This window comes from Archangium minus (genome assembly GCF_044360475.1).
In the GTDB taxonomy this organism is placed as follows: Bacteria; Myxococcota; Myxococcia; order Myxococcales; family Myxococcaceae; genus Archangium; species Archangium minus.
This window is the reverse complement of record NZ_CP043494.1, coordinates 11,290,628-11,311,648: the sequence shown is the minus strand read 5'-3', so window position 1 is coordinate 11,311,648 and position 21,021 is coordinate 11,290,628. Positions and strand designations below refer to the sequence as shown.

At 66.9% G+C, this 21,021-nt stretch carries 21 protein-coding genes; 7 read left to right on the top strand and 14 right to left on the bottom strand.

The window, feature by feature from the left end; genetic code table 11:
• Position 1: 1 nt before the first annotated feature.
• Positions 2 to 316: a hypothetical protein gene (locus tag F0U60_RS46270; protein ID WP_395810111.1), complete on the bottom strand. Its 315-nt coding sequence runs from the start codon at positions 314 to 316 to the stop codon at positions 2 to 4.
• Between the two features lie 128 nt (positions 317 to 444).
• Complete coding sequence (locus F0U60_RS46265) at positions 445 to 1,158, bottom strand: hypothetical protein (RefSeq protein ID WP_395810109.1); 714 nt, start codon at positions 1,156 to 1,158, stop codon at positions 445 to 447.
• Between the two features lie 188 nt (positions 1,159 to 1,346).
• Between F0U60_RS46265 and F0U60_RS46260 the strand changes: the two genes are divergently transcribed.
• Positions 1,347 to 3,080 carry a BatA domain-containing protein gene (locus F0U60_RS46260; protein WP_395810107.1) on the top strand — a complete coding sequence of 578 codons (1,734 nt, stop codon included), beginning with the start codon at positions 1,347 to 1,349 and terminating at the stop codon, positions 3,078 to 3,080.
• 37 nt (positions 3,081 to 3,117) lie between these two features.
• On the opposite strand, the gene F0U60_RS46255 is transcribed toward F0U60_RS46260, so the two are convergent.
• From F0U60_RS46255 to F0U60_RS46240, 4 genes are all read right to left on the bottom strand, one after another.
• On the bottom strand, positions 3,118 to 3,438 hold the full coding sequence (locus F0U60_RS46255) for a hypothetical protein (protein ID WP_395810105.1): 321 nt from the start codon (positions 3,436 to 3,438) through the stop codon (positions 3,118 to 3,120).
• A 444-nt stretch (positions 3,439 to 3,882) separates the two neighbouring features.
• Positions 3,883 to 4,689, bottom strand: a complete 807-nt coding sequence (gene istB, locus F0U60_RS46250) for an IS21-like element helper ATPase IstB (protein WP_395810103.1) — start codon at positions 4,687 to 4,689, stop codon at positions 3,883 to 3,885.
• Positions 4,686 to 5,930 (bottom strand): IS21 family transposase, encoded by a 1,245-nt coding sequence (istA, locus tag F0U60_RS46245; RefSeq protein ID WP_395810101.1) that lies wholly within the window; start codon positions 5,928 to 5,930, stop codon positions 4,686 to 4,688. Before istA ends, istB begins: the two co-directional genes overlap by 4 nt.
• A gap of 127 nt (positions 5,931 to 6,057) precedes the next feature.
• Positions 6,058 to 6,747, bottom strand: a complete 690-nt coding sequence (locus F0U60_RS46240) for a TolB family protein (RefSeq protein WP_395810099.1) — start codon at positions 6,745 to 6,747, stop codon at positions 6,058 to 6,060.
• 437 nt (positions 6,748 to 7,184) lie between these two features.
• Between F0U60_RS46240 and F0U60_RS46235 the strand changes: the two genes are divergently transcribed.
• The gene (locus tag F0U60_RS46235; protein ID WP_395810097.1) at positions 7,185 to 7,997 is read left to right on the top strand and encodes a dioxygenase; all 813 of its coding nucleotides are present in this window, start codon (positions 7,185 to 7,187) and stop codon (positions 7,995 to 7,997) included.
• A 202-nt stretch (positions 7,998 to 8,199) separates the two neighbouring features.
• Here the strand turns inward: F0U60_RS46235 and F0U60_RS46230 are convergent, their stop codons facing one another.
• The 3 genes from F0U60_RS46230 to F0U60_RS46220 are packed head-to-tail and all read right to left on the bottom strand — an operon-like array spanning position 8,200 to position 11,342.
• Complete coding sequence (locus F0U60_RS46230; RefSeq protein WP_395810095.1) at positions 8,200 to 8,754, bottom strand: hypothetical protein; 555 nt, start codon at positions 8,752 to 8,754, stop codon at positions 8,200 to 8,202.
• A 42-nt stretch (positions 8,755 to 8,796) separates the two neighbouring features.
• Complete coding sequence (locus F0U60_RS46225; RefSeq protein WP_395810093.1) at positions 8,797 to 10,188, bottom strand: hypothetical protein; 1,392 nt, start codon at positions 10,186 to 10,188, stop codon at positions 8,797 to 8,799.
• A complete protein-coding gene (locus F0U60_RS46220; protein ID WP_395810091.1) occupies positions 10,188 to 11,342 on the bottom strand; it encodes a leucine-rich repeat domain-containing protein in 1,155 nt (384 codons plus the stop codon). The genes F0U60_RS46225 and F0U60_RS46220 overlap by 1 nt, the downstream gene beginning before the upstream one ends.
• Before the next feature lie 67 nt (positions 11,343 to 11,409).
• Here F0U60_RS46220 and F0U60_RS46215 point away from each other — a divergent pair, with 67 nt between their 5' ends.
• Complete coding sequence (locus tag F0U60_RS46215) at positions 11,410 to 12,078, top strand: TetR/AcrR family transcriptional regulator (RefSeq protein WP_395810089.1); 669 nt, start codon at positions 11,410 to 11,412, stop codon at positions 12,076 to 12,078.
• Complete coding sequence (locus F0U60_RS46210) at positions 12,075 to 12,836, top strand: SDR family NAD(P)-dependent oxidoreductase (RefSeq protein ID WP_395810087.1); 762 nt, start codon at positions 12,075 to 12,077, stop codon at positions 12,834 to 12,836. The genes F0U60_RS46215 and F0U60_RS46210 overlap by 4 nt, the downstream gene beginning before the upstream one ends.
• Before the next feature lie 24 nt (positions 12,837 to 12,860).
• Here the strand turns inward: F0U60_RS46210 and F0U60_RS46205 are convergent, their stop codons facing one another.
• Positions 12,861 to 13,841, bottom strand: coding sequence for a Rieske 2Fe-2S domain-containing protein (locus tag F0U60_RS46205; RefSeq protein WP_395810085.1), 981 nt, complete (start codon positions 13,839 to 13,841; stop codon positions 12,861 to 12,863).
• A 108-nt stretch (positions 13,842 to 13,949) separates the two neighbouring features.
• Here F0U60_RS46205 and F0U60_RS46200 point away from each other — a divergent pair, with 108 nt between their 5' ends.
• Positions 13,950 to 15,017 (top strand): AraC family transcriptional regulator, encoded by a 1,068-nt coding sequence (locus tag F0U60_RS46200; RefSeq protein ID WP_395810083.1) that lies wholly within the window; start codon positions 13,950 to 13,952, stop codon positions 15,015 to 15,017.
• Between the two features lie 10 nt (positions 15,018 to 15,027).
• On the opposite strand, the gene F0U60_RS46195 is transcribed toward F0U60_RS46200, so the two are convergent.
• On the bottom strand, positions 15,028 to 15,780 hold the full coding sequence (locus tag F0U60_RS46195; RefSeq protein WP_395810081.1) for an SDR family NAD(P)-dependent oxidoreductase: 753 nt from the start codon (positions 15,778 to 15,780) through the stop codon (positions 15,028 to 15,030).
• Between the two features lie 128 nt (positions 15,781 to 15,908).
• Between F0U60_RS46195 and F0U60_RS46190 the strand changes: the two genes are divergently transcribed.
• Positions 15,909 to 16,823 (top strand): LysR substrate-binding domain-containing protein, encoded by a 915-nt coding sequence (locus F0U60_RS46190; protein ID WP_395810079.1) that lies wholly within the window; start codon positions 15,909 to 15,911, stop codon positions 16,821 to 16,823.
• A 10-nt stretch (positions 16,824 to 16,833) separates the two neighbouring features.
• Here the strand turns inward: F0U60_RS46190 and F0U60_RS46185 are convergent, their stop codons facing one another.
• The gene (locus tag F0U60_RS46185) at positions 16,834 to 17,736 is read right to left on the bottom strand and encodes an alpha/beta fold hydrolase (RefSeq protein WP_395810077.1); all 903 of its coding nucleotides are present in this window, start codon (positions 17,734 to 17,736) and stop codon (positions 16,834 to 16,836) included.
• A gap of 133 nt (positions 17,737 to 17,869) precedes the next feature.
• On the opposite strand from F0U60_RS46185, the gene F0U60_RS46180 reads away from it, so the two are divergent.
• The gene (locus F0U60_RS46180; RefSeq protein WP_395810075.1) at positions 17,870 to 18,784 is read left to right on the top strand and encodes a LysR family transcriptional regulator; all 915 of its coding nucleotides are present in this window, start codon (positions 17,870 to 17,872) and stop codon (positions 18,782 to 18,784) included.
• Between the two features lie 18 nt (positions 18,785 to 18,802).
• Here the strand turns inward: F0U60_RS46180 and F0U60_RS46175 are convergent, their stop codons facing one another.
• Positions 18,803 to 20,248: an MXAN_6640 family putative metalloprotease gene (locus tag F0U60_RS46175; RefSeq protein WP_395810073.1), complete on the bottom strand. Its 1,446-nt coding sequence runs from the start codon at positions 20,246 to 20,248 to the stop codon at positions 18,803 to 18,805.
• Positions 20,245 to 21,009 carry an HmuY family protein gene (locus F0U60_RS46170; protein WP_395810071.1) on the bottom strand — a complete coding sequence of 255 codons (765 nt, stop codon included), beginning with the start codon at positions 21,007 to 21,009 and terminating at the stop codon, positions 20,245 to 20,247. Before F0U60_RS46170 ends, F0U60_RS46175 begins: the two co-directional genes overlap by 4 nt.
• Positions 21,010 to 21,021: the final 12 nt, after the last annotated feature.

Below are 21,021 nucleotides of genomic sequence, written 5' to 3'. Positions count from 1 at the left end.
CTTAGAAGGGACCGCTTCCGTCCAACTCCCGGCGGAGGATCTGCCCGTACACATTGATGGCGTAGGTGGCCCCGGCATCGAGCATTCCCAGGGTTCTCCCGCAGTTCTCGGGCTTGAAATCAATCCGGACGAAGATGATGTCACCCTGGCGCACGGCCTTGTATTGGTGTGAGACCTGTTTGTCCTCGCACGGGAGGCCCGTGGGGTCCACGCTCAAGAAGTCATCGGCGGCGATTCGAATGGCTTGGAGCGTGTAGCCATCGAGGTTCGTATCGAGCGATAGCTTGGAGTCGAACTCCGGGAGCTGAACGCTCATGTCCTGGTACCTGGGTTGCTCTCTCTTCCCGATACACTCACAGCCCAGTAGCGAACCGAGGGTCCGACAGGGTCCATGGACACAACCGGTGGAGGCCAGGCAAGACACCAGCAGCAGGAGCTTCAACTTCATGGCAGCCTCTCCACGTCGAAGTCCGAGGCGTTCTTCCAGGTGACCTTGCCGTAGTGCTTCTTCTTCCACTCCCCGTTCTCGTCCGTGGTCCATTTCAGGATCTCACCCGTCACGGGCATGTAGAGAAAGAAGCCAGCACAGGTGGGTCTATCCTGGTCGGTTCTCGCGAAGTACGCCACGATGCCAAGGGGCACCTCGCGCTCGTGGGTCTTGACCACGAACCCGTGAATCGAGCCCTGATTCACGATGAACCGGATGTCATCACGTGAGGGTTCATTGCCCACCGGATGATTGTGGACCACGAACACGTAACCCAGGCTGTCATCCGCATAGCGGGAGTCCCGGACGAAGGAGGGAAGATCGCACTGCCTCCTCCGGGGATCATCCTGGAAGGGACGGGTCGTGAGCATGCTCATCTCATACAGGCCGTCCGGTGTGTAATAGATCCAGGCGCAGTACTCCTTGGAGAGCCTCCAGCGCAGCTCGAAGTTGAAATCGCTCGGGTGGGAGGCCACCGCATGGGGCAAGGAGAGGATTTTCGGACATGCCGCCAGCAGCGCATCCGAGTAGGTCTGGAACGAGCCGAGGTTGGGCATCGGGCCTGGAATATGGGTGAGGGTTTCACCAGGTCGGCGCTCGACCACTCCTGGAATCGGTCTGGCTCCGCATCCCAGGGCGAGGAGCAGCGTCATCGTCAAGAGAGGTCGCACCTGGCACCTGCTTGAGACCCGAGCAGATGCTCCGAGTCGGAAGATATCGATACACCGAGCCTAATGGATCGCTTCATGCCCCGGCAACGGACTGGCAATCCTCCGTATACTCGCCGAGAGGACGCCTGCATGCGCGAGACAACAAGGAAGTGGGGGCGAATCATCGTCCCCGTCCCGGCGGGGGTTGCATGAGCTTCGGTTTCCCCTGGGGACTGCTGGCGCTGGGCGCGCTCGTGCCGCTGGTGGCGGCGTACTTCCTGCGGCGCAAGCAGAAGCCGGTGGTGGTGAGCGCCCTCTTCCTCTGGCGCACGCCCCGTCCCCGCGCTGAGGCTGGCCCGCGCTTCGAGCGCTTCACCCGCGAGGCCTCGCTGCTGCTGGAGGTGCTGGCGGTGGTGGCCGCGGCCCTCTTCCTCGCGGACGTGCGCCTGGGCGAGGACGCCCGGACGCGGCACCTGGTGCTGGTGGTGGATGGCAGCCTCTCGATGTCCGCGCGGGGCCCGGATGGACGCTCCGTGCTGGAGAAGGTGCGAGCGGAGGCAGCCCGGCGCGTGGAAGAGGAGAAGGCCACGCGCGTGACGGTGCTGGTCAGCGGCACGGTGCCGCGCGTGCTGGCGGGGCCAGAGGCGGAGCCCTCGAGTGCCCTGGCTTCGCTGGAGTCCTTCCGCGCGCTGGGGGCGGACCACGACGTGGCGCCCACCTTGCTGTGGGCTCAGGAACTGGCGGGCCCAGGCAAGCGCGTGCACTTCTTCACCGATGCCTCGCCTTCGGAAGGACAGGCCGTGCCCCCAGCGGTGCGGTGGACAGCCCTGGGCATGCCTCGGGACAACGTGGCGCTGCTGTCCGCGTGGCGCCGAGACGAGGGCACCACGGCCACGGTGACGCTGCGGGTAGCGCGCTTCGGCGCGGGGCCCGAGGAGACGGAGGTGCGCGCGGTGGCGCGGCCGGGCCCGGGTGCGAAGGAAGGCACCGAGCGGCGCGAGCGGGTGCGGCTGCCCGAGGAGGGCGCGGCCACGCTGCGCTTCACCTTCGAGAACGCGGGCGACGTGGAGGTGTCCTTGCCCCCAGACGCGCTGCCCGAGGACGGCGAGGCCCGCCTCCCGCCCGCCCCGGAGCGCCGGGTGCGCGTGGCGCTGGCCGAGGGACTGGATGCGCAGGCGCGCTCGGCGCTGGAGCGCTTCCTCTCGGTGGCACCTGGGCTGGAGCTGGGGCCCGGCGAGGGGGCGCTCCTCGTGGGCCCTCGGGGCTCGGACGCGCGGGTGACGGTGGGCGCGGGCGGCACTGTACGCACCTTCGTGGGTCCCTTCTTCGCGGAGAAGGGCCACCCGCTGCTGGATGACGTGCAGCTTGGCGGCGTGCGCTGGGCGGCTGGCGGCGAGGCTCCCCCGGGCCGGCCCCTCATGACGGCGGGGGACGTGGTGCTCCTCTCCGAGGAGGAGGGCCGCCTGCACCTCAACGTGGACCTCTCGCGCTCCAACGTCCAGCGCACGCCCGCGTGGCCGGTGCTGCTGGGCAACCTGCTGCGTGAGGTGCGACGCTCGCAGGAGGGCTTCCCCCGGCGACAGCTCTCGCTCGGTGAGCCTCTGTCCGTGGTGACGCGCTCGGGGGCGCGCTACACGCTGGAGGGCCCCGAAGGAGAACGTCCCCTCTTCGGCGCGGGCTCTCTGAGCCTGCCGCCTCCCGCGGTGCCGGGCCGCTACACGCTCGAGCGGGACGGCGAACCGGTGGACGCGGTGGTGGTGCTGCCGTTGGATGCTCGCGAGTCGGACCTGCGCAGTCGCGGTGAGGGCGACAGGCCCGCTCAGGCTGGAGCCAGTGACGACGAAGGGGGCGCCCCTTCCGGCCGGGCTCGCTGGCCCTTGCTCGTGTTGCTGGCGGCGCTGCTGGCGGACTTCCACCTCACTCGGCGCACGGAGGTGAAGTGAGCTTCCCCAGGAAGCCCCACCCCGCCCTGGGACTTCTTCAACGAAGCCATCCCACGTAGGCGTGGACATGCTCACTTGTTCCCCAGTGCTGGAATCCTCCTAGCGCTGTGCCCTGGCGCTGCAATTCCTTCCAGGAGGCGTCTTCCAGGAGGAGCCCGGAAGGAACGAGGTAGAGCTTCTCCTGCCAACCCCGCGCGCCAATGGGGGAGGGCTTGGGATTCTCCTGAATCGCCAGACCCACCAGCGCCTGGGTGTCGTCCGGGGAGAATGCGAGCACGTGGATGTGGTCTGCCTCCGCGCGTACCAGCACGACCTGCTGTGTGGCGATGTCGACCCGGTACATCTTTCTCGGACGCAAGGCGTCATGGCACTGGCCTTCCGCCGGGTATCTGCAATCCAGGGCGGTGAACACCCCCCCCGGGGCCCGGTGGAACCAGTGAAGGAAGCCCGGCTTCGGCGGAGCCAATTGCAGCGCGGGGGAAAGACCGGTGCCGGTGATACGGAAGAGGCCGGGAGGAGTTGGGTTGGGAGGTGGTTGCGGGGGCAGATAGACGAAGGCGCCATCAGGCGAGGGCGCCGGCCCCGATGCGCTCGTGCTCCTGGCTTTTCCTCCCACCACTGGGAGCACCCGGAGGAACTGTCAGGCGACAGGAATTTTTGACCCCCTTACGTCACTAAAACTGACCCCCTCCCAGGGCCCGGTGCTCTACGTCGAGATGCTACGTCGTTCTGCGTCCTGCGTCCGCCGGAGCTCGCCCTCGCTGCTTCTTGAGCGAGGGCGAGCGGAGGCGACCGCCGAGGCTCAGCGCTCGGGTTCAGCCGCGCTGCTGGTGGCCTGCGGCACGCCCCGGCTCAGCAGTCCGGCCTTCTTCTTCTGCCGCAGCCGGTAGCTGTCGCCCTGGATGAGCAGCGTGTGGCTGTGGTGCAGCAGCCGGTCGAGGATGGCCGCGGCCAGCACGTCATCGCCGAAGACGCCGCCCCACTGCCCCACCATCTGATTGGTTGTGAGAAGCATGCTGCCCTTCTCGTAGCGACGCGCCACCAGCTGGAAGAAGAGATGGGCGCTGCGCTTCTCGAAGGGCAGGTAGCCCAGCTCGTCCACCACCAGCAGCTTCGGCTTGGCGAAGTAGTTGAGCTTGTCCTTGAGGATGCCTTCACTCTCGGCCTTGGCCAGCGCCGCCAGCAGCGCCGTGGCGCTGGTGAAGAGCACGGAGTGCCCGGTCTCCACCGCCGCGCGGCCCAGTCCAATCGCCAGGTGCGTCTTGCCCACGCCCGGCGGACCGAAGAGCAGGACGTTCTCGGCCTGGGCGATGAATCGCCCCGTGGCCAGCTCCCGCACCAGCTTCTGGTCCACCGAGGGCTGTGCCTTGAAGTCGAAGTCCTCCAGCGTCTTCACCGCCGGGAAGTGCGCGATTGTTATCCCCATGCTCACGCGCTTGCGCTGCTTGGCCCCCATCTCCTCGCGCAGCAGCGCGTCCAGGAAGTCCAGGTACGTGGGCTCGCCCCGCGCGGCCTCCGCCAGCAGCGCGTCCAGCCGCTCAGCCAGGTGTCCCAGACGCAGCCGCTCCAGGTGCTCGAGCACGCGCGCGTGTACCAGCTCGTGGCTCATGCGGCACCTCGCTTCGCGCCCTGCTCCACCACGGCGGCGTAGTCCTCCAGCGAGCGCCCGAGCACGGCCAGCTTGGAGCCGTCCCCGGCGGGCTCCACCGCGCGTGCTCGCCACAGCCCTTCCCAGTGTGCTGGGTCGACGACTCGCCCGTGCGGCTCCTTGCCACGTGCGTGCGTGGCCACCAGCTTGCCCGCGTGGAAGATGCGCACCTCGGCCTCCCCCACCTGCACCTCGACGCTCTCGCGCACCAGCCGGTGCGGCACGCTGTAGCGCACCGTGTCCACGTCCACCAGCGCGTCGTTGGCCACCTTGCGCTTGAGCCGCTGCTGCCGTCGCGGCAGCGCACGCGAGGGCAGCGGGCGCAGCGCGCTCTTCTCCTCACGCTCGAATCTGTCCAGGGGGCGCTCGTGCGTAGTGCCGTGCTCGCGCGCATCCGCCTCGGCCATCCACTCCACCAGGTGCTTCTCCAGCGCGGCGAAGGACTCGAAGTCCCTGCCCGCCAGCGCGTTGCGTTTGACGTACTTGACGCCCGACTCCGTCTTGCCCTTGGTGCGCGCGCGGTACGGCCCGCACGCCTTGGGCGTGACGTCCCAGTCCTTGCAGAACTCCACCCAGGCCGGGTGGAAGCGCACGGTGCCGGCCTGCCTGTCGTGCTCGTCCACCAGTGGCCGGGCATTGTCTCCGAGCACCTCCAGCGGCACTCCTCCGAAGTGCACGAAGGCCGCCGCCACGCCCTCGCGCCAGTCGTCTCCACGTTGATTGAGGAAGGCGCGCACGAACAGCCGGCGCGAGAAGCTCAGCACTGCCACCAGCAGGAACACCTTCACCAGCTGCCCGCCCAGCCGCACCTTCTTCTCGCCGAAGTCCACCTGCATCTGCTGCCCCGGCTTCGTCTCGAAGCGCACCGTGGCCACCTGCGCCGCGTGCACCTGCCGCCGTCTCTCTTCCACCGCTCGTTGCACGGTGCGCACGCTGGCCTCCACGCCCTCTTGCGCCAGCAGCGCCTTGACGACGACGGCATTGCCCTCCGCCGCTCCACTCCACAGTTCCACCGCTCGCTGCTGCTCTTGCCCGGTGAGCCGCCGCGCCTTGGGCCGCACCTGCTTGTCAGCCGCGCTCCCCTCGCGCAGGTAGCGCCGCACCGTATTGCGTGCCACGCCCACCTCGCGCGCTATCCGCTTGTGGCCCCAGCCCGCCTCCGCCAGCACGCGGATGCGTCGCACCACTTCCTGCTCGACCATCGGCACCTCCGCCGCGCGGGGTGCCACAACTGCTGCCGTCTCTCCTATCGAGGTTACCTCCCTGGTGTGGAGGCCCCGGGATGGGGGTCAGTTTTAGTGTCGCGAGGGGGTCAATTTTGCTGTCGCTCTACAGGAACTCCTGGAACTCCCCAGGTGCTCCTATTCGCAACCCACAGCGGCTGAACAGCAGCAACTCCTCCCGCTCGGATGCCCAGCTCAGGAGCTCCGTATAGCCGAGCTCCTGTTCGAGCAAGATGGGCGTCACCTTGCCCGATTCCACCTCCACCTTGTGGATGGACACCCTGGGGCAGACTTCGCGGCCTGGGGGAGGGGTGAAGTGCTCGCGCAGGAAGGCGAGGTATCTGCCATCCGGAGACCAGACGAACGAGCCTGTTCGGACGGTGCCTTTCGGGCCCGGTGACGTGCCGGGGACCTCCAACAGCTTGCGGCGTTCCTTTCCATCCGAGCTCACGAGCCAGAGCGAATCCCACGCGCCGGTGAGGGTCTGCCCGTCATCCCCTCCCCGTGCCCCCATGCGGGGTCCCCGTTCGACATAGGCAACGCTCTTTCCATCCGGGGAGATCTCCGCGCCATTCATCGGCGCGGGTTGGAGGAGGGGCTCGAGGACCACGACTCGTCCGGTGGAGGTCAGCCTCCGGTGGTGCCTCCCATCGAGCGATTGCACCCAGAGATCGGTACGTCCGGTGCCTCCGCTCTTGAAATACAGCAGCCCACCGCGGGCCCGCTCCGCTCGGGAAGGTCCGGCTCCCGCGGGCAGGCCCCAGGCACAGAGCAGGATGACGAGCAGAGAGGCCATGAACCCTTCGCGAAACAGAATGGTGATGTGCCTGTGAATGCTGGAGCTGAATGTTCTCACGCCTATCACCATGACTGGCAACTATCAGCTCGTCGCGCAGAACGGCACGTTCAATGGGAGCTCCCTGACCTCCCTTGCTGGCTTTCCCTCCATCAGCGCGGATGGCTCGCGTGTGGCCTTCGTGGGTGATCAACAATCCCCCTGGACAACTGTCCCTTCGCGGCGAATCCGTCCCAGCTGGACGAGACCTCGCACTCAGCTACAGTCGAATTCTACATGGGAAGTGGAATCATGTTGCAGTTGCCACTGCGACAAAGCTCATTGGGGATATTCCATATATCCGTGGAGTGGAGGTTTGTTTTGGATTCCGGCTTTGCTTAAGGAATGCTTAAGAAAGGCCTTCTACCTTCCTCGTGTTTCAACCCACGGGGGACACAATGATTGAAAATGATCACGATCACGACAAGGGCCTCGAGCACGATCTGAAGGTCCTGGCGCAGAGGACGGGCCGCAGACAAATCTTGCAGTTGATGGCTGGGGCCTCGCTCATGCCCTTGGTGGGCTGCGGGGTCGGCACGGAGGGCCTTGGTGGCGAGGGCCTCATCGCCGAGGACGGGCTGGCGAGCTGTGCGGTTATTCCGGAGGAGACCCAGGGGCCGTATCCGGGTGATGGGTCCAACGGACCCAACGCGCTCACGCTGTCGGGCATCGTGCGCAGTGACATCCGCACCAGCATCGCCGGTGCGACCGGTACCGCGGCGGGCATCGTGCTCACGCTCAAGCTCACCCTGGTCAACACCAGGCAGAGCTGCGCTCCCCTGTCGGGCTACGCCATCTACCTCTGGCAGTGTGACCGTGACGGCAAGTACTCGATGTATAACATTCCCAACCAGAACTATCTGAGAGGCGTACAGGCAACGGGCAGCGACGGGACGGTGACCTTCACGACCATCTTCCCGGGTTGCTATGCCGGCCGGGTGCCGCATCTGCACTTCGAGATCTATCCCAGCCTCGCGAAGGCCACGTCCGCCAGCAACAAGCTCAAGACCTCGCAGCTCGCCTTCCCGTTGGATGTCTGCAAGACGGTGTACTCCTCCACGGGGTACAGCGTGAGCCAGACCAACCTGTCCAGGGTCAGCTTTGCCACGGACATGGTGTTCCGGGACGGGACGTCACTCCAGATGGCGAGCGTCACGGGCAGCAACACGGCGGGTTACCTCGCCACCCTGCCGGTGGGCATCTCGGTGTAGTGGGCGATCATTCAGCCAACTCCCTCTCCGCATGTTCCCGCGGAGAGGGAGGCGTGGCCACGGGGGGGCCTCGCAACTCAATACAACAGGGAGCGAACGGCGGTGGTGGCGTACACGGGCGCTCCATTGCCCAACTGGCCGTAGGTCGAGTCTCGGTTTCAACACTGGTTCCGGAAATCTACCTGCACGCCAAATCTCCAGCTCACGCGCCAGACGTCGCTCGGGCCGTGCGCAGAATCCGGGTGAGCTCGATCCGAGCCTGGGTCCGTGCCTCCCGCTCCTTCTCGTCCAGGCCCTGCTGCTCCAACCAGGCCGTCACCATGGCTACCGCCGCGGCCTTCGCCCGTGCCCAGGGCTCGGTTTCCGCATCCTGTTCACCCGTTGCCACGGCCGCCCATACCTCGCAGAGGTGGTTGGCTGCGTCCGCGAAGGCCGCAGCAGCGGGCTTGCGTGCCAGGATGAGCTCATTGCGGAGGTCCACGAGTCCGCCCGCGACGACGTGGGCCTGTCTGGGGGAGTCGGACCGGGCCCGGGCGAACAACGTGGGGACCGCCTCACTGCCCTCGACGCGGGAGGAGCAGAGCCGCAACCATTCCACGCACGTCTGGAAGGCGCGCTCCTCGGGAAAACTGGCCGTCAACCACCCCAGGAGGGGAGAGAGATGCTCGGCACGCCGCCAGGCGTCCTCGGCGGACTCGAAATGGATTCCCGCCTCGTGAAACATGGCGAGCAGGCGCGCACTGGGAGATTCGCTCATCGCGATTCCTTGGGAGAGACTCGACTTTCGGAGAAGAGCGGCTCACCACTCGAGGGTCTTCAACATGTGGCGCCCGTCGCGGAGCTTGCTCAGCTCGGCCTCGAGCAACTCCCGCGCTTCGGTGTCGCTCGCGGCGGTCTCGGCCCATTGCTTGCCGTTGATGAAGGTCGAGACCTCGCGTCCGGAGAGCTTCACCGAGAAGTACGACACCCCTCGCTTCTCGATGCGGTAGAACTCGCGCACGAGGGGTTTGGCGCCACGGCCCATCGGGGCCGGCTTGAAGCTGCTCCGGTAGCGAGCCTCGAATGCCTCGGCGGCCTGCTTCGCGGCTTCCGGGGAGTCGAAGGTTCGGGTCTCCTCGTGGATCCATCCATTGTTCCACCCCCGCGCCACGGTGACCTGGCGGCCCACCGCCTCGAGCGCGACGAACAGCCCGCCGTCACGGCGCAAGAGCACCTGCCGATGCGACGCGGTCTTGAATCCCCGGGTGAGTGCGCGGTCCTTCTCCGCGAGCTTCTTCAGTCCCTCGTAACCCTGGTCCTGGCGGCGGTCGGGCACGAGCTGCTCCCCGTCGTAGACGAGGAACCTGTTGGCGCCGTGGATGTGCGCCCAGACCTCGCTCGTTGCCTTGTCCCGGAAGAACTCGGCGAGCTCCGCCTCACCCGCCCTGGCCGCGAGCGTCTTGAGGGAGAGGGGCTTGCCTCCTGCCTTCGCGCGGGCGCTCGTCTCGCGCTCCCGCGCGATCTCCGCCTGCTCCTGGGCGTACGCCTTCAGCTTGGGGCGGAGTGCTCGGACCTGGCGATTGACCTCCTGTTCCAGCCAGGCGCCGAAGCTCGATGTTCGCGGCTTCTTCTTCCCGAGCTGCCGGGTGACAGGCAGGCCCTGGAGCGGCTCGTCGATGGAGAAAGGGTAGATGGGATGCTCGCCGTGCCCGAAGGTCACGCGCCCGTCCATGATGTATCCCTGGTGGCCCCAGCCCCCGTGGAACACGAGCGCGTGCTCGAGGCCATACTCGGCGAATTCGGGGGCCTCGGCGAGGGCGTCGAGCCCCGCGTCCTCGTTGAAGCTCGGGCCGATCTCGAGGACGCCCCAACCGCCGCCCGAGACGTTGCCGCAGTAGAACCCGTCGACATCCCCGAGCTCGTGGCTCACCACCCAGGTGAGTGTTCCGTAGCGCTGAAGGAAGTAGTCGAATGAGCTCCCCTTTCCCGGAGCGCGGCGGGGAGGGGGCTTGTTCCAGCGCCCGCTCCGGGCTTTGTGCATGCGCACGAAGAAGGCCCCTTCACCGATGCGCTTCGCCTCTGTCTTGAGGTGCTCGGGAGTGACCGCCTCGACGACGAGCTGCCCGGCGGGGAGCTCCTCGATGAAGGCACGTACCTTCGCAACCGCGCGGTCGACCGCCGCGTATTCGGGATTCGTTCGGGTCATTGGCATCAGAGTGTACCCACCTTGCAGTCCGGGAGCGCCCGTCGCAGCTTTTCTATCTCCTCTGGAGGAATGGGAGTCCAGTAGAGGTCCAGCGTCTTGAGGCTCTTCATCTGGAAGAGGCAGGCCGGGAGGGATTTCAGCTCCGTGGCCTGCAAGTCGAGGAACGTCAGTCGCTCGAGCTGACCCAGCTCCTCGGGGAGCGAGGTGAGCCCCGTGTTCTTCAGATTGAGCGATTCGAGGTTCTGGAGCTGGCCCACCTCTGGAGGCAGGGATTGCAACTCTCGATTGAAGGACAGATCGAGCTTCGTCAGCTTCCCGAGCAGTCCCAGCTCCTTGGGGAGCTGCTTGAGCCCCGTCGAGCCCAGCCACAATCTCTCCAGCTCCGCGAACTCCCCAATCAAGGCGGGCAGCTCTCCCAGTTTCCGCCCGTTCAGCGTGAGCTCCTTCTCCGTCCTGGGAAACGCGGCCAGCAGCTCCTCGGGGCCCTTCTTCTTGCTCGCCTTCACCGCGACGGGGAGGGATTCACCCTCCAACCCCAGCGGCTCTCCGAGCTCCCGCTCTTCCTCGTTCTCTTCGTCCAGCTCCGAGAGTGCTTCGCTCAGTGCCCCCAACTCCTGCTCAAGCCAGGTGGAAAACGACCCCAGCTCGCTTTCGGGCAGGCTGTCCTCCACATTCCAGACCACCAGCTCGTCGCTCTCCTCGCTCTTTCCGAAGCAGTACCCGTTGACGTCGTTGATGTCGCTGGAGGCGAACATCACGAAGCGGTAGTTGTGTGTGCCAGCCTCCCGCTCCTCGCGAACCGCTTCCCACTTGTGTCCTGGCACTCCCATCTGCTGGGAGAGCGACAGCATCCAACGAGGCGGAAGAAAGGCCAGCTTCACGTCCCCGGTGGAGACCCACCGGTAGCCAAGCTCCTTCACGAACTGGAGGTACTCCGAGGGGAGGAGGGGCGTGAGGTCAAACTCGTGCTGAAAGGCCAGCACGCGTGGCTCGAGCTCCGCTGGATGGTGACCGGCGGCGTCCTTGCCCAGCGTCTTGACGTACTGCTTCTCCAGACGCTTCCACTCCTTCGCGAGCGAGGTGTCACCGGGCTTCTTCGTCTTCTTCGTCGCCATCATCTCCTCGGTCATGCGGCCGGACGCCAACCGTGGGCCGGACATCCGTCTCTACCATCCCGGAAACGTTTCTTGCCAATACGACCGCTCGGTCATATGACTGACCGGTCACATGCCTACGAGCACCTTCTTCCGACTCCCAGACGAGCGCAGGGATCGCCTCGTGAACGAGGCCATCATCGAGTTCTCCGAGCGGAGCTACACCGAAGCCTCGCTCTCGCAGATCGCGAGCCGCGCGAGCATCCCCAAGGGCAGCGTCTACCAGTACTTCGAGGACAAGCTCGACCTATACCGCTGGCTCCTCACCGAGGAGGCCCCACGCCGCAAGCGTGAGTTCATCGGCGCGGCGCCCCGAGAGGGTGACTTCTGGGCTCGCCTCGAGACATTCATTGAGCGCGGCATGGCGTTCCTCGTCGAGCACCCGCGCCTGGCCCGGCTCTCCGCGTCCGCCGCTGCTCCGACGGCGGTGGTGGAGGTCCGCGGCCTCTACAAGGCCATCTGCGAGGCCGGCATCGAGGAGCTTCGCGCCGTCCTGGAGGAGGGGACCCGCGACGGTGCCCTCGATGCGCCGGATCTCGATATCGCCACCCGCTTTGTCTCCACCGTCATTGGCCCTGGCCTGACAGATGTGATCCTCCACGAGCTGGGTGCCGAGCTCCACGAGGTCCTCGCCTCGGACTCTCTGCGCAAGCGACTGAACCTCAAGCGCCGGCGGGCCCTCGCTCACCAGGCCATCCTCTTCATCCGCAACGGGCTGGGCTCGGAAAGGAAGACACGATGATTCGTTATGACTTCACTGGACGTGTCGCATTCGTCATCGGAGGCACCTCGGGAATCGGCCTCGCCACGGCGCGAGCCTTCGCTCGGGCGGGCGCCAGCGTCGCACTCGCCGCCCGGGGCGAAGAGGCGGGGCGTGAAGCCCGAGCGGCTCTGGAAGCCGAAGGCGCCCGCGTCCTCTTCTTCTCCACCGACGTGCGCGACGAAGCCTCCGTGGCGAAGGCCGTGGAAGGCACCGTGAAGCACTTCGGCCGGCTCGACTTCGCCGTCAACAGCGCGGGCGCCGGTGACATGGCCTCGCTGGAGAAGACGAACCAGGGTGTCTGGGACGACGTCATGGCCGTTAATGCCCGAGGTGTCTGGCTGGCCATGCGCCACGAAATCCCGGCGATGCTGGCCACGGGTGGAGGCTCCATCGTCAACATCAGCTCCATCTTCGGCCTCGCCGGACGGGCGGAGTACCACGCCTACGTCGCCTCGAAGCACGCGGTGGTCGGAATGACGCGGTCCGTGGCGCTCGAGTTCGCGACGCGTGGCATTCGCGTGAATGCCCTCTGCGCTGGCGCCACCCGGACCGACGGCATGCGCAAGGCGGAGACGTTCATGCCCGACATCGTCCGGGGGCTCGTCTCCCAGCACCCGATGGGGCGGATGGCGACGGAAGAGGAGATCGCCAGCTCCGTGCTCTGGCTGTGCTCCGACGGCGCGGGCTTCGTCACCGGCACGCCGCTGGCCGTTGACGGTGGCTTCCTCGCCGCATAGCTACATGTCGCGGGAGCCGTCTCATCACAGCGCTCGCACCATTGGAGGTCGGGCGCCGGGATTCTGGCGCTGTGCCTCCAGCCGTCGCTCATACAAGCGGAACCAGAGCGCGATGCCCGCGTCGGCTCTCACCAGGTGGAAGTCCTGCCGGACGGGGTGTCTGGGCTCACTGGCACGCAGCAGCGCGTAGTCCTCCGGTTGGATGAGCCGCACCTCCATCTGGACGAGGAACCACGCCACCAACCCTCCCACGAGCGGGAGCTGGCTGCGGTAGCGGAAGACTATCCAGGTGTTCTCCTCGTCGATGGGCGTGGCCGCCGCCATGGTTTGGGTGAGGCTGCCGAAGCGGGCGAGCAGCAGATGCGGAAAGAGCACCCTGATTTCCGCCGCGAAGCCGCTTCGGCCGTCCCAGGGCTTGCCATCGTCCTCGCGCAGGACGCCATGGGTGTGGATGATGTCGCCCTCGAGGCGCGCCGTGTATGGGTCCAGCCGAGTCCCCATCCCCGGAGCCCACCGGCGGTGCGCGAAGGGAAAGTGGTGCAGGTCCAGGTTTCCCTCCATCACCCGGGCGAAGGGGACATTCCAGGTCAACGTGGCGGTGCACGTGCCCGTGCCCGCCCCAAGAAGCTCGTGGTTCCACGGCAGCGGCGGAAGCTCCTCCCGTTGCTCGCCCCACCACAGCCACACCAGGCCGAGGCTCTCTCGCACCGCGTACCCCATCACCCGCAAGTCGGCTCGGATGGGTCGCGCCTTTCCCTCGCACGGCACGCGCACGCACGTGCCATCCGCCGCGAAGCGCATGCCGTGGTAGGGGCACTCCAGGCACCCGCCCACCACTCGGCCCTGGGAGAGGTCGGCGCCTCGGTGGGGGCAGGCTGCCTCCTGAGCTACCGGCTGGCCCTGGGCATCTCGCCACAGCACGAGCTCGCGGCCGAGCCGGGTGACTCGCACCGGCCGGCGGCCCAGCCGCTTTGATTCCAGCACCGGGTACCACGTGTCGCGCACGAAATCCTCTCGTGCCTCCACTCCCCGTGTCCGCCTATCCTCATCCGTTATCATCCACCCTGGGCTTTCCATATCTCCAACGTAGAGAAGCCCCATCGGACGTGAGTGATGCCACGCGCCAGAAGGAGTGCTCCCACGCGCCAACCGCGCCCGGCACCGGCGGGCCCCTCTGTCTGGGCTGGACTGGTGCTGCGCGTGCTCGACTCCGCCGAGGCCAGGGGCCTTCCGCGGCGTGTCCTGCTGGAGGCCTCCGGGCTCGAGCGCGTGCGACTCACCGAACCGGAGGCACGGGTGCCTCTGCTCTCCGTCTACACGCTTTTGGAGGAAGCGGCGGCTCGGTTGGGGGACGGATGTCTCGGGTTGCACGTGGGCGAGGCCCTCCGGGCGGAGGATCTCGATGCGCTCGGTTTCCTCATGGTGAGCAGCCGCACGTTTGGTGAGGCGCTCGAGCACGTGTTGCGTTACCAGCGCTTGTGGAGCGAAGGGGAGCGCTTCGCGCTGGAGCGAGGAGCCGAGCGCGTGACGGTGACGTACCACCCATATGGGCCCGAGCGCCCCGCGCACCGCTTGATGGCCCAGCTCGTCTTCGCGGATCTCATTGTGAATGGGGGACGGCTGGTAGGAGGACTGCCGGGGGCTCGCCTCCAGTTGCGCGGGCCTCGCCCCAGAGATGCCTCGGTGTATGCGCGCGTGCTCGGTGTGCCGGTCTCCTTTCGTGCGCCCCAGGACGTATTGGTGTTTCCCGTTGCCCTTCTCTCGAGCCCGTTGCCAGGAGGAGATGCTGGCTTGTCGGGTGTGCTTGAGCGGGCCGCGGATCGGATGCTGGCGGGCCTTCCCTCCTCGTCCCGCACGGTGGACCGGGTCCGAGCACTGCTGCCCGAGCTGTTGCCGGAATCGGGCGCGGAGCTCACGCTGCTGGCGGCCCGTTTGCGGATGAGCCCCCGTACGCTTCAGCGACGTCTTCGTGATGAGGGCACATCACTGGAGGCCGAGCGCGAGGCCTTCCGGCGGCAACAGGCGTGCGTGCTCCTCGAAGCGGGTACCCCTATCGCCGAGGTCGCGTGGCGGCTCGGCTATTCCGCGCCGAGCGCCTTCCACCACGCCTTCCGTCGTTGGACGGGCCTGTCTCCGCGGGCGTGGCGCCTGGACGGAGAGCCGAGCGGCGGTACGCCGTGACACCCATGCGTCAGATCTGCGCCGCGCCGCCGTCGACGAAGAGCTCGACTCCGTTGACGAAGCTGCTGTCGTCCGAGCCGAGGAACACCGCGGCCTTGGCCACTTCGTCGGGGTCACCCAACCGGCCCAGCGGAATGGTGCTCGCCATCTGGTCGAAGAGCGCCCGTGCCTCTTCCTCGCTCTTGGCGAGGCCGTGCAGGCCGGGCGTCTTGATGGGGCCCGGGCTGATGGCGTTGACGCGGATGCGGCGGTCCTTCAAATCGAGGATCCAGCTACGGGCGAAGTTCCGGACGGCGGCCTTGGTCGCGCTATAGACGCTGAACGCCGGAGTGCCCTGGATGCTCGTCGTCGAGCTGTTGAGGATGATGGAGGCGCCGTCACGCAGCAGCGGTAGCGCCTTCTGGACCGTGAACAGGACACCCTTGACGTTGGTCGCGAAGGTGTCGTCGAAGTGCTTCTCGGTGATGGAGCCCAGGGGAGCGAACTCGCCGCCGCCCGCGTTGGCGAAGAGGATGTCGATGGTCGCCTGCTTCTGCTTCACCGCCTCATAGAGGCGGTCGATATCGGCCAGGTTCGAGACGTCACCCCGAACACCCGTGGCGTTGGGGCCAATCGTCTTCACCGCGGCGTCCAGCTCCGCCTGGCGGCGGCCCGTGATGAAGACGGTGGCGCCCTCGGCCGCGAAACGCTTGGCCGTGGCCAGCCCAATCCCCGTCGTACCGCCCGTCACCACCGCCACCTTGCCCTGAAGTTTGTTGCTCATCGCGTGCGTCCTTGTCGTGTGGCGGAGGAGTTCGCCGCCAACGAGATGAACCCTGAAACCGGAACGATGAGGCCGGTAGACGGCCTTTGTGGCACCTTGCGTTCAGGTTTTGGAACGATGAGGGCACGATGCAGGATCTGAACGACTTGTTCTTCTTCACCGAGGTCGTCGCGAATGGGGGCTTCGCACCGGCCGGCCGGGCGCTGCGGCAGCCCAAATCGAAGCTCAGCCGCCGGGTCTCGCGGCTCGAGGAGCAGCTGGGTGTACGGCTGATCGAACGGTCCTCGCGCCGGTTCCGTGTCACCGACGTGGGGCAGGCCTTCTACGAGCACTGCCAGAACGTGATGACGGAGGTGAAGCGGGCCGAGGCGGCGGTGGCCGCGACCCAGGGCGAGCCCCATGGGACGGTCCGGTTCAGCTGTCCCCTGGGGCTGATGGATCCCGTGGCGGGCATCCTGGCCCACTTCATGGAGCGATATCCGCGGGTGAATCTTCAGGTGGTGGCCACCAACCGGCGGGTTGATCTCATCGGCGAGCGCATCGACGTCGCGCTCCGGGTGCGCACCTCGCTCGACACCGACGCGGCGCTCACCGTGCGCACGCTCGCCAGGAGCCGCCGCATCCTCGTCGCGAGCCCCACGTGGGCCGACCGCCTCGCCGATGCGGAGGACGCGGAAGTGCTGGCCTCAGTGCCGACACTGAGTGCGACCGAACAGGTGGGCCAGGACGTCTGGGAGCTTGTTGGTCCCGAGCAGCGGACAATCTCCGTCCGCCATCAGCCGCGGTTGGCGTGTGGGGATTTCCATGCCCTCCGGGAGGCGGCGATCGCCGGGCTGGGCGTGTCGTTGTTGCCTGACCACTCCTGTGCACCCGCCCTGCGCTCCGGTCGGCTCGTCCACGTATTGCCAGACTGGCACGCCCCGGAGGGAATGGTGCACCTCGTCTTCACCAGCCGCCGGGGTCTGCCGCCCCCCGTGGGCGCGTTGATCGATCACCTCGCCGAACACGTTCGCGACCAGTTGATGCTGGGGACGGAGACGTGATGGGGACCGACTACCGGGATGTGGCGGGAAGCTTGCGCTCGAGGAAGTCACGCATCAGCGGGATGAGCTCGTCGCCCTTGTCCTCGAGGGCGAAGTGCCCGGTATCGAAGAGATGCAGCTCGGCATTCGGAAGATCGCGCTGGTAGGCCTTGGCGCCCTCGACAGGGAAGAACGGGTCGTTCACTCCCCAGACGATCAGGGTTGGCGGCTGGTACTCGCGGAAGAAGGCCTGGAAGCGTGGGTAGAGCGCGACGTTGGTGCGGTAGTCGTAGAACAGGTCGAGCTGGAGCTCCGCATTGCCAGGCCGATCCAGCAGGGCCTGGTCGTGCACCCAGTTGGCTGGGTCGATGCGTGAGGTGTCCTTGACGCCATGGAGGTACTGGAACTTCGTGGCCTCCAGCCCCAGGTTCGGGCGCAGCGCCTCTCGGTGGGTAGCCGAGCCGTCCGCCCAGTAGGCCCTCAGCGGATCCCAAAAGGTTTGAAGCCCCTCTTCATAGGCATTGCCGTTCTGCGCGATGAGCGCGGTCACCCGCTCCGGGTGCTTCAATGCCAACCGGAAGCCGACCGGCGCACCGTAATCCATCACATACAGCGCGTAGCGTGTGGCGCCGAGCTGGCTCAGGAGCCCATCCATGAGATCCGCGAACTTCGCGAAGCTGTAGCTGAACTCCTTCCGATCCGGCATCGCGCTCAGGCCGAAGCCGGGGTAGTCGGGCGCGATGACGTGATAGCGATCCGCCAGCGCGGGGATGAGGTTGCGATACATGTGAGATGAGGTTGGGAAGCCATGCAGCAACACGACGACCGGCGCGTTCGCGGGACCGGCTTCACGGTAGAAGAGCTCAACGCCATCGACTTGAGTGGTGCGGTGATGCGTGACGGTGGACCTGGCACGAGCAGTGGAGACTGACATGGACGGACTCCTCGGTTCAGACGCCGGATGGCGTCCGCGACGCGGCATTGCGTCGACGTCAGGAGAGATAATCCGTGGCGTGGTGCGTCTGAACCTCTAGGCTCCACAAGTCACTATTTCGTGAAGAGGAAGAATGGATCGGTTCGACGCGATGCGGGTGTTCATCACGGCGGTGGACGAGGGGAGCCTGGCAGGGGCCGGTCGGCGCCTGGGCCGCTCCCCGGCCGCTGTCACTCGAGCCATCGCCTTCCTGGAGGACCATGTCGGGGTGCAGCTCCTGCACCGCACCACGCGCTCGATCAGGCTGAGCGACGCGGGTCAGCGTTACGCCGCGGCGTGCCGGCGCGTGCTGGCGGAGCTCGAGGAAGCGGAGCTGCTCGCCTCGGATGACCGCTCGGCACCGCGCGGCACGCTGACAATCACGGCCCCCGTCGTCAGCGGGAGGCGGATCTTGCGGCCAATCCTCGACGCCTTTCTCGACACCCAACCCGCGGTCAAGGCCAGGCTGCTGCTGTTCGACAAGACCGTGAGCCTGATCGACGAGGGCATCGACGTGGCGCTGCGGATCGCCCATCTGCCGGACTCGAGTCTGACCGCGATCCGTGTGGGCGAAGTCCGGAGGATCGTCTGTGCGGCGCCGTCTTATCTGGCTGGCCGGCCACCCGTTGTCGAGCCGGGTGACCTCGCGACTCATCAATGTGTCGCGATGGCCCAGTTCGGGCAGGATACGTGGAGCTTTCCGCCCGCCAAGGGCTCTGCCGCTCCGCGCTCCATCCCTATCTCGCCCAGATTGGTCATGAACAGTGTCGACGCCATTGTCGCCTCGGTGGTCGAGGGCCACGGCGTGGCGAGGGTCTTTTCCTACCAGGTGGCGGACGAGGTGCGGAAGGGACAGCTCACCCTCCTGCTGGAGGATGCCGAGCCGCCGCCGCTACCCGTCCACCTGATTACACCAGAGGGACGACTGTCGATTGCCAGGGTCCGCGCGTTCGTCGACTTCGCCGTGCCGCGACTCAAAGCCGAGTTCGCGCGGATGGGCCGTCTCTGAGCGAGACACGGCGCTGTCTCAGGTTGTGCGCCGCCTCGGGGAACGTCGCCACACGGTTGCGGTCAGGAGCAGCGCCCAGGGGAGTGCTCCTGGGGCGGCGTGGCAGCCACCAGCAGGTTCCTCTTCCTCGTCCGGAGACACGGCTGGGGACACGGAGGAGATGCGCAGCCGTCCATACCGGCCTTCTCCCTCCGGGCGCCCGTTCACCACCGCCACCACCACGTGTGTGGCATCCCCGGCAGACACCTGGGTGGACAGGCTTCCTGGCCCGTCCGCACGGGCGACCCGTAGCACCTCGTGCTCGTTCACCGCCGCGACCAGCAGGTGGACCGCCGCGCTGTCCGTGCCCTCCCTGGGTTCAAAGGACGCCGAGACGCTCTCCGCCCCGCCCGCCACTTCGAAGTAGCGGGTCGACGCGGCTGCCACCCGCACCGAGGGCTCGTCCACCGGGAGCTCCCTGGCCGCGAGAACGAGACCGGAGTAGTCCGCGCCTCGTGCGTACCCACTCCCTTCTCCTGCGCGTGCGCCCGTGGCCAGGTTCCACTGCGCGAACTCGCTGAACGCGGTGTCGAAGTCCATTCCCCAATCGCGCCGCAGGACCGTCTCCAGCAGCGCCGGCCAGCGGGCAGAGAGCGCGTTCACGCTCTCCTCCCACATCGACAACACCACGCCCTCTCCCAGGCGCTCACTCAAGAACTGGAAGAAGATTGACGCCCCATAACTGAAGGACTGTGCCGGTCCGTCTGGATCCACCACCAGGCTGCGATCCGCGAGCGACAGGTACGCCGGGGCGGCGCGCTCCAGGTCATCCAGCTCGGGCGCGAAGCGCTCGGAGGCCCACACCGCCGTGCCTTCCTCCGCCACGCGCCCCAGTCCGGTGCGGTAGGCTGCCTGCACGGCGTGAAAGAACTCATGGCTCGCCAGCGTCGCCACGGCTTGCTCGTAGGAGGCATAGCCATAGCCGGCGAAGTCGTTCTCCTGGAGCATGTAGCCGCTACAGCTCATGTCTGTCGTGAGGCATCCTTCCACCCGGAAGGCCCCATCCGCCCGTCCGGCGAAGTCCACCAGGTAGACGTCGAAGCGTCCGTCTCCGCCGTGCTCGTCAGTCCCTCCGGAGTCCTCGGGAGGCAGGCGGTAGCCCAGCCCCGAGTAGAAGACAGCCACGGCGTCATAGGTGCGTGCCACGGTGTCGACGGAGTCCGGAACGCCGTTTCCATCCGCGTCCGCCGCCGAGACCGCGTTGGGCCCACTTCGGGAGAAGTGGAGCCGGAAGAGGCCTCCGGGAGACACCACCGACTCCACCTGCTCGCCGGGCTCAAAGCGCGGCTGCTCCGCCGAGGCCTCCGTGGGCCGGCCTCCCTGGAGCAATGCACCTGGCTCCCTCCCGAGCACCTCATGCAAGGGATTGCTGTCCGGGCCTCCGCACCCGGCGCTCAGGAGGAGCAGCAACAGGGCGCGCTTCACGGCAGGAAGGCCCACCTGACGCGAATCTGGGCCGCCCCGCTGGGCTGAGGCACCTCGCCTGTCTGATTGCACGTCTGCTGGGGTGCCGGGTCGTAGTAGTGCGTGACTTCCAGCTTCACATGTCGCCCATCCGCCAGACGCACCACGAAGACGTCGCCCGTCATGGCCAGACAGGCCTGGTATGTCCAGAAGCCGCCCAGCAGCGTCTCGGGTGAGCCGAGGGACGCCTCTCCAGAGATGACCTCGCAGCTGTCGGTGAAGTAGTTCTCGGTGCGGAACTCCCAGGTGGAATCCACCGCCTTCACCGAGTCGAAGGTCGTGCCCTCCGGGGTCTGAGCCACCGCGATGCACGACGGGCCGGACACACCGCTGTTCACCCGGATGTTGTAGCGGCGGAAGGCAATGTCCCAATCCGTCGAGGCCAGGGCCGCCTGATCATCCACCTCCACCCGGCCCAGTCCTTGGGGGGTGAAGCGGGCGTAGGTATAGGATTGTTTGGGAGAGGTCCCTCCCGCCCGTGCATCCACATAGGTGTGGAACTCGCCCGGGGTGGTTCCTTCCTCACGAAGCTCCCCCGTGGACACCGTGGTGAGCAGGTTCAACGCGTCGATGCCCTGCTCCGCGCAGCGCACCGGACTCGCCTCGCACCGCGGAGCCTCGGCCGGGGGCTGCTGGGGCTCGGGCTCGGGCTCCGATGTGTCACAAGCCGCCAACGTCAGGGAGAGCGTCAGGAGGGTGGTCTTCCAGAGACAGTTCTTCATGGAGGGTGTCCT

Excerpts from the sequence above, each read along its gene's own strand:
- F0U60_RS46270 (WP_395810111.1), bottom strand. The coding sequence starts at position 316 with ATGAGCGTTCAGCTCCCGGAGTTCGACTCCAAGCTATCGCTCGATACG.
- F0U60_RS46260 (WP_395810107.1), top strand. The coding sequence starts at position 1,347 with ATGAGCTTCGGTTTCCCCTGGGGACTGCTGGCGCTGGGCGCGCTCGTG.
- istB (WP_395810103.1), bottom strand. The coding sequence starts at position 4,689 with ATGAGCCACGAGCTGGTACACGCGCGCGTGCTCGAGCACCTGGAGCGG.
- istA (WP_395810101.1), bottom strand. The coding sequence starts at position 5,930 with ATGGTCGAGCAGGAAGTGGTGCGACGCATCCGCGTGCTGGCGGAGGCG.
- F0U60_RS46240 (WP_395810099.1), bottom strand. The coding sequence starts at position 6,747 with ATGGCCTCTCTGCTCGTCATCCTGCTCTGTGCCTGGGGCCTGCCCGCG.
- F0U60_RS46235 (WP_395810097.1), top strand. The coding sequence starts at position 7,185 with ATGATTGAAAATGATCACGATCACGACAAGGGCCTCGAGCACGATCTG.
- F0U60_RS46230 (WP_395810095.1), bottom strand. The coding sequence starts at position 8,754 with ATGAGCGAATCTCCCAGTGCGCGCCTGCTCGCCATGTTTCACGAGGCG.
- F0U60_RS46225 (WP_395810093.1), bottom strand. The coding sequence starts at position 10,188 with ATGCCAATGACCCGAACGAATCCCGAATACGCGGCGGTCGACCGCGCG.
- F0U60_RS46220 (WP_395810091.1), bottom strand. The coding sequence starts at position 11,342 with ATGTCCGGCCCACGGTTGGCGTCCGGCCGCATGACCGAGGAGATGATG.
- F0U60_RS46215 (WP_395810089.1), top strand. The coding sequence starts at position 11,410 with ATGCCTACGAGCACCTTCTTCCGACTCCCAGACGAGCGCAGGGATCGC.
- F0U60_RS46210 (WP_395810087.1), top strand. The coding sequence starts at position 12,075 with ATGATTCGTTATGACTTCACTGGACGTGTCGCATTCGTCATCGGAGGC.
- F0U60_RS46200 (WP_395810083.1), top strand. The coding sequence starts at position 13,950 with ATGCCACGCGCCAGAAGGAGTGCTCCCACGCGCCAACCGCGCCCGGCA.
- F0U60_RS46195 (WP_395810081.1), bottom strand. The coding sequence starts at position 15,780 with ATGAGCAACAAACTTCAGGGCAAGGTGGCGGTGGTGACGGGCGGTACG.
- F0U60_RS46190 (WP_395810079.1), top strand. The coding sequence starts at position 15,909 with ATGCAGGATCTGAACGACTTGTTCTTCTTCACCGAGGTCGTCGCGAAT.
- F0U60_RS46185 (WP_395810077.1), bottom strand. The coding sequence starts at position 17,736 with ATGTCAGTCTCCACTGCTCGTGCCAGGTCCACCGTCACGCATCACCGC.
- F0U60_RS46180 (WP_395810075.1), top strand. The coding sequence starts at position 17,870 with ATGGATCGGTTCGACGCGATGCGGGTGTTCATCACGGCGGTGGACGAG.
- F0U60_RS46170 (WP_395810071.1), bottom strand. The coding sequence starts at position 21,009 with ATGAAGAACTGTCTCTGGAAGACCACCCTCCTGACGCTCTCCCTGACG.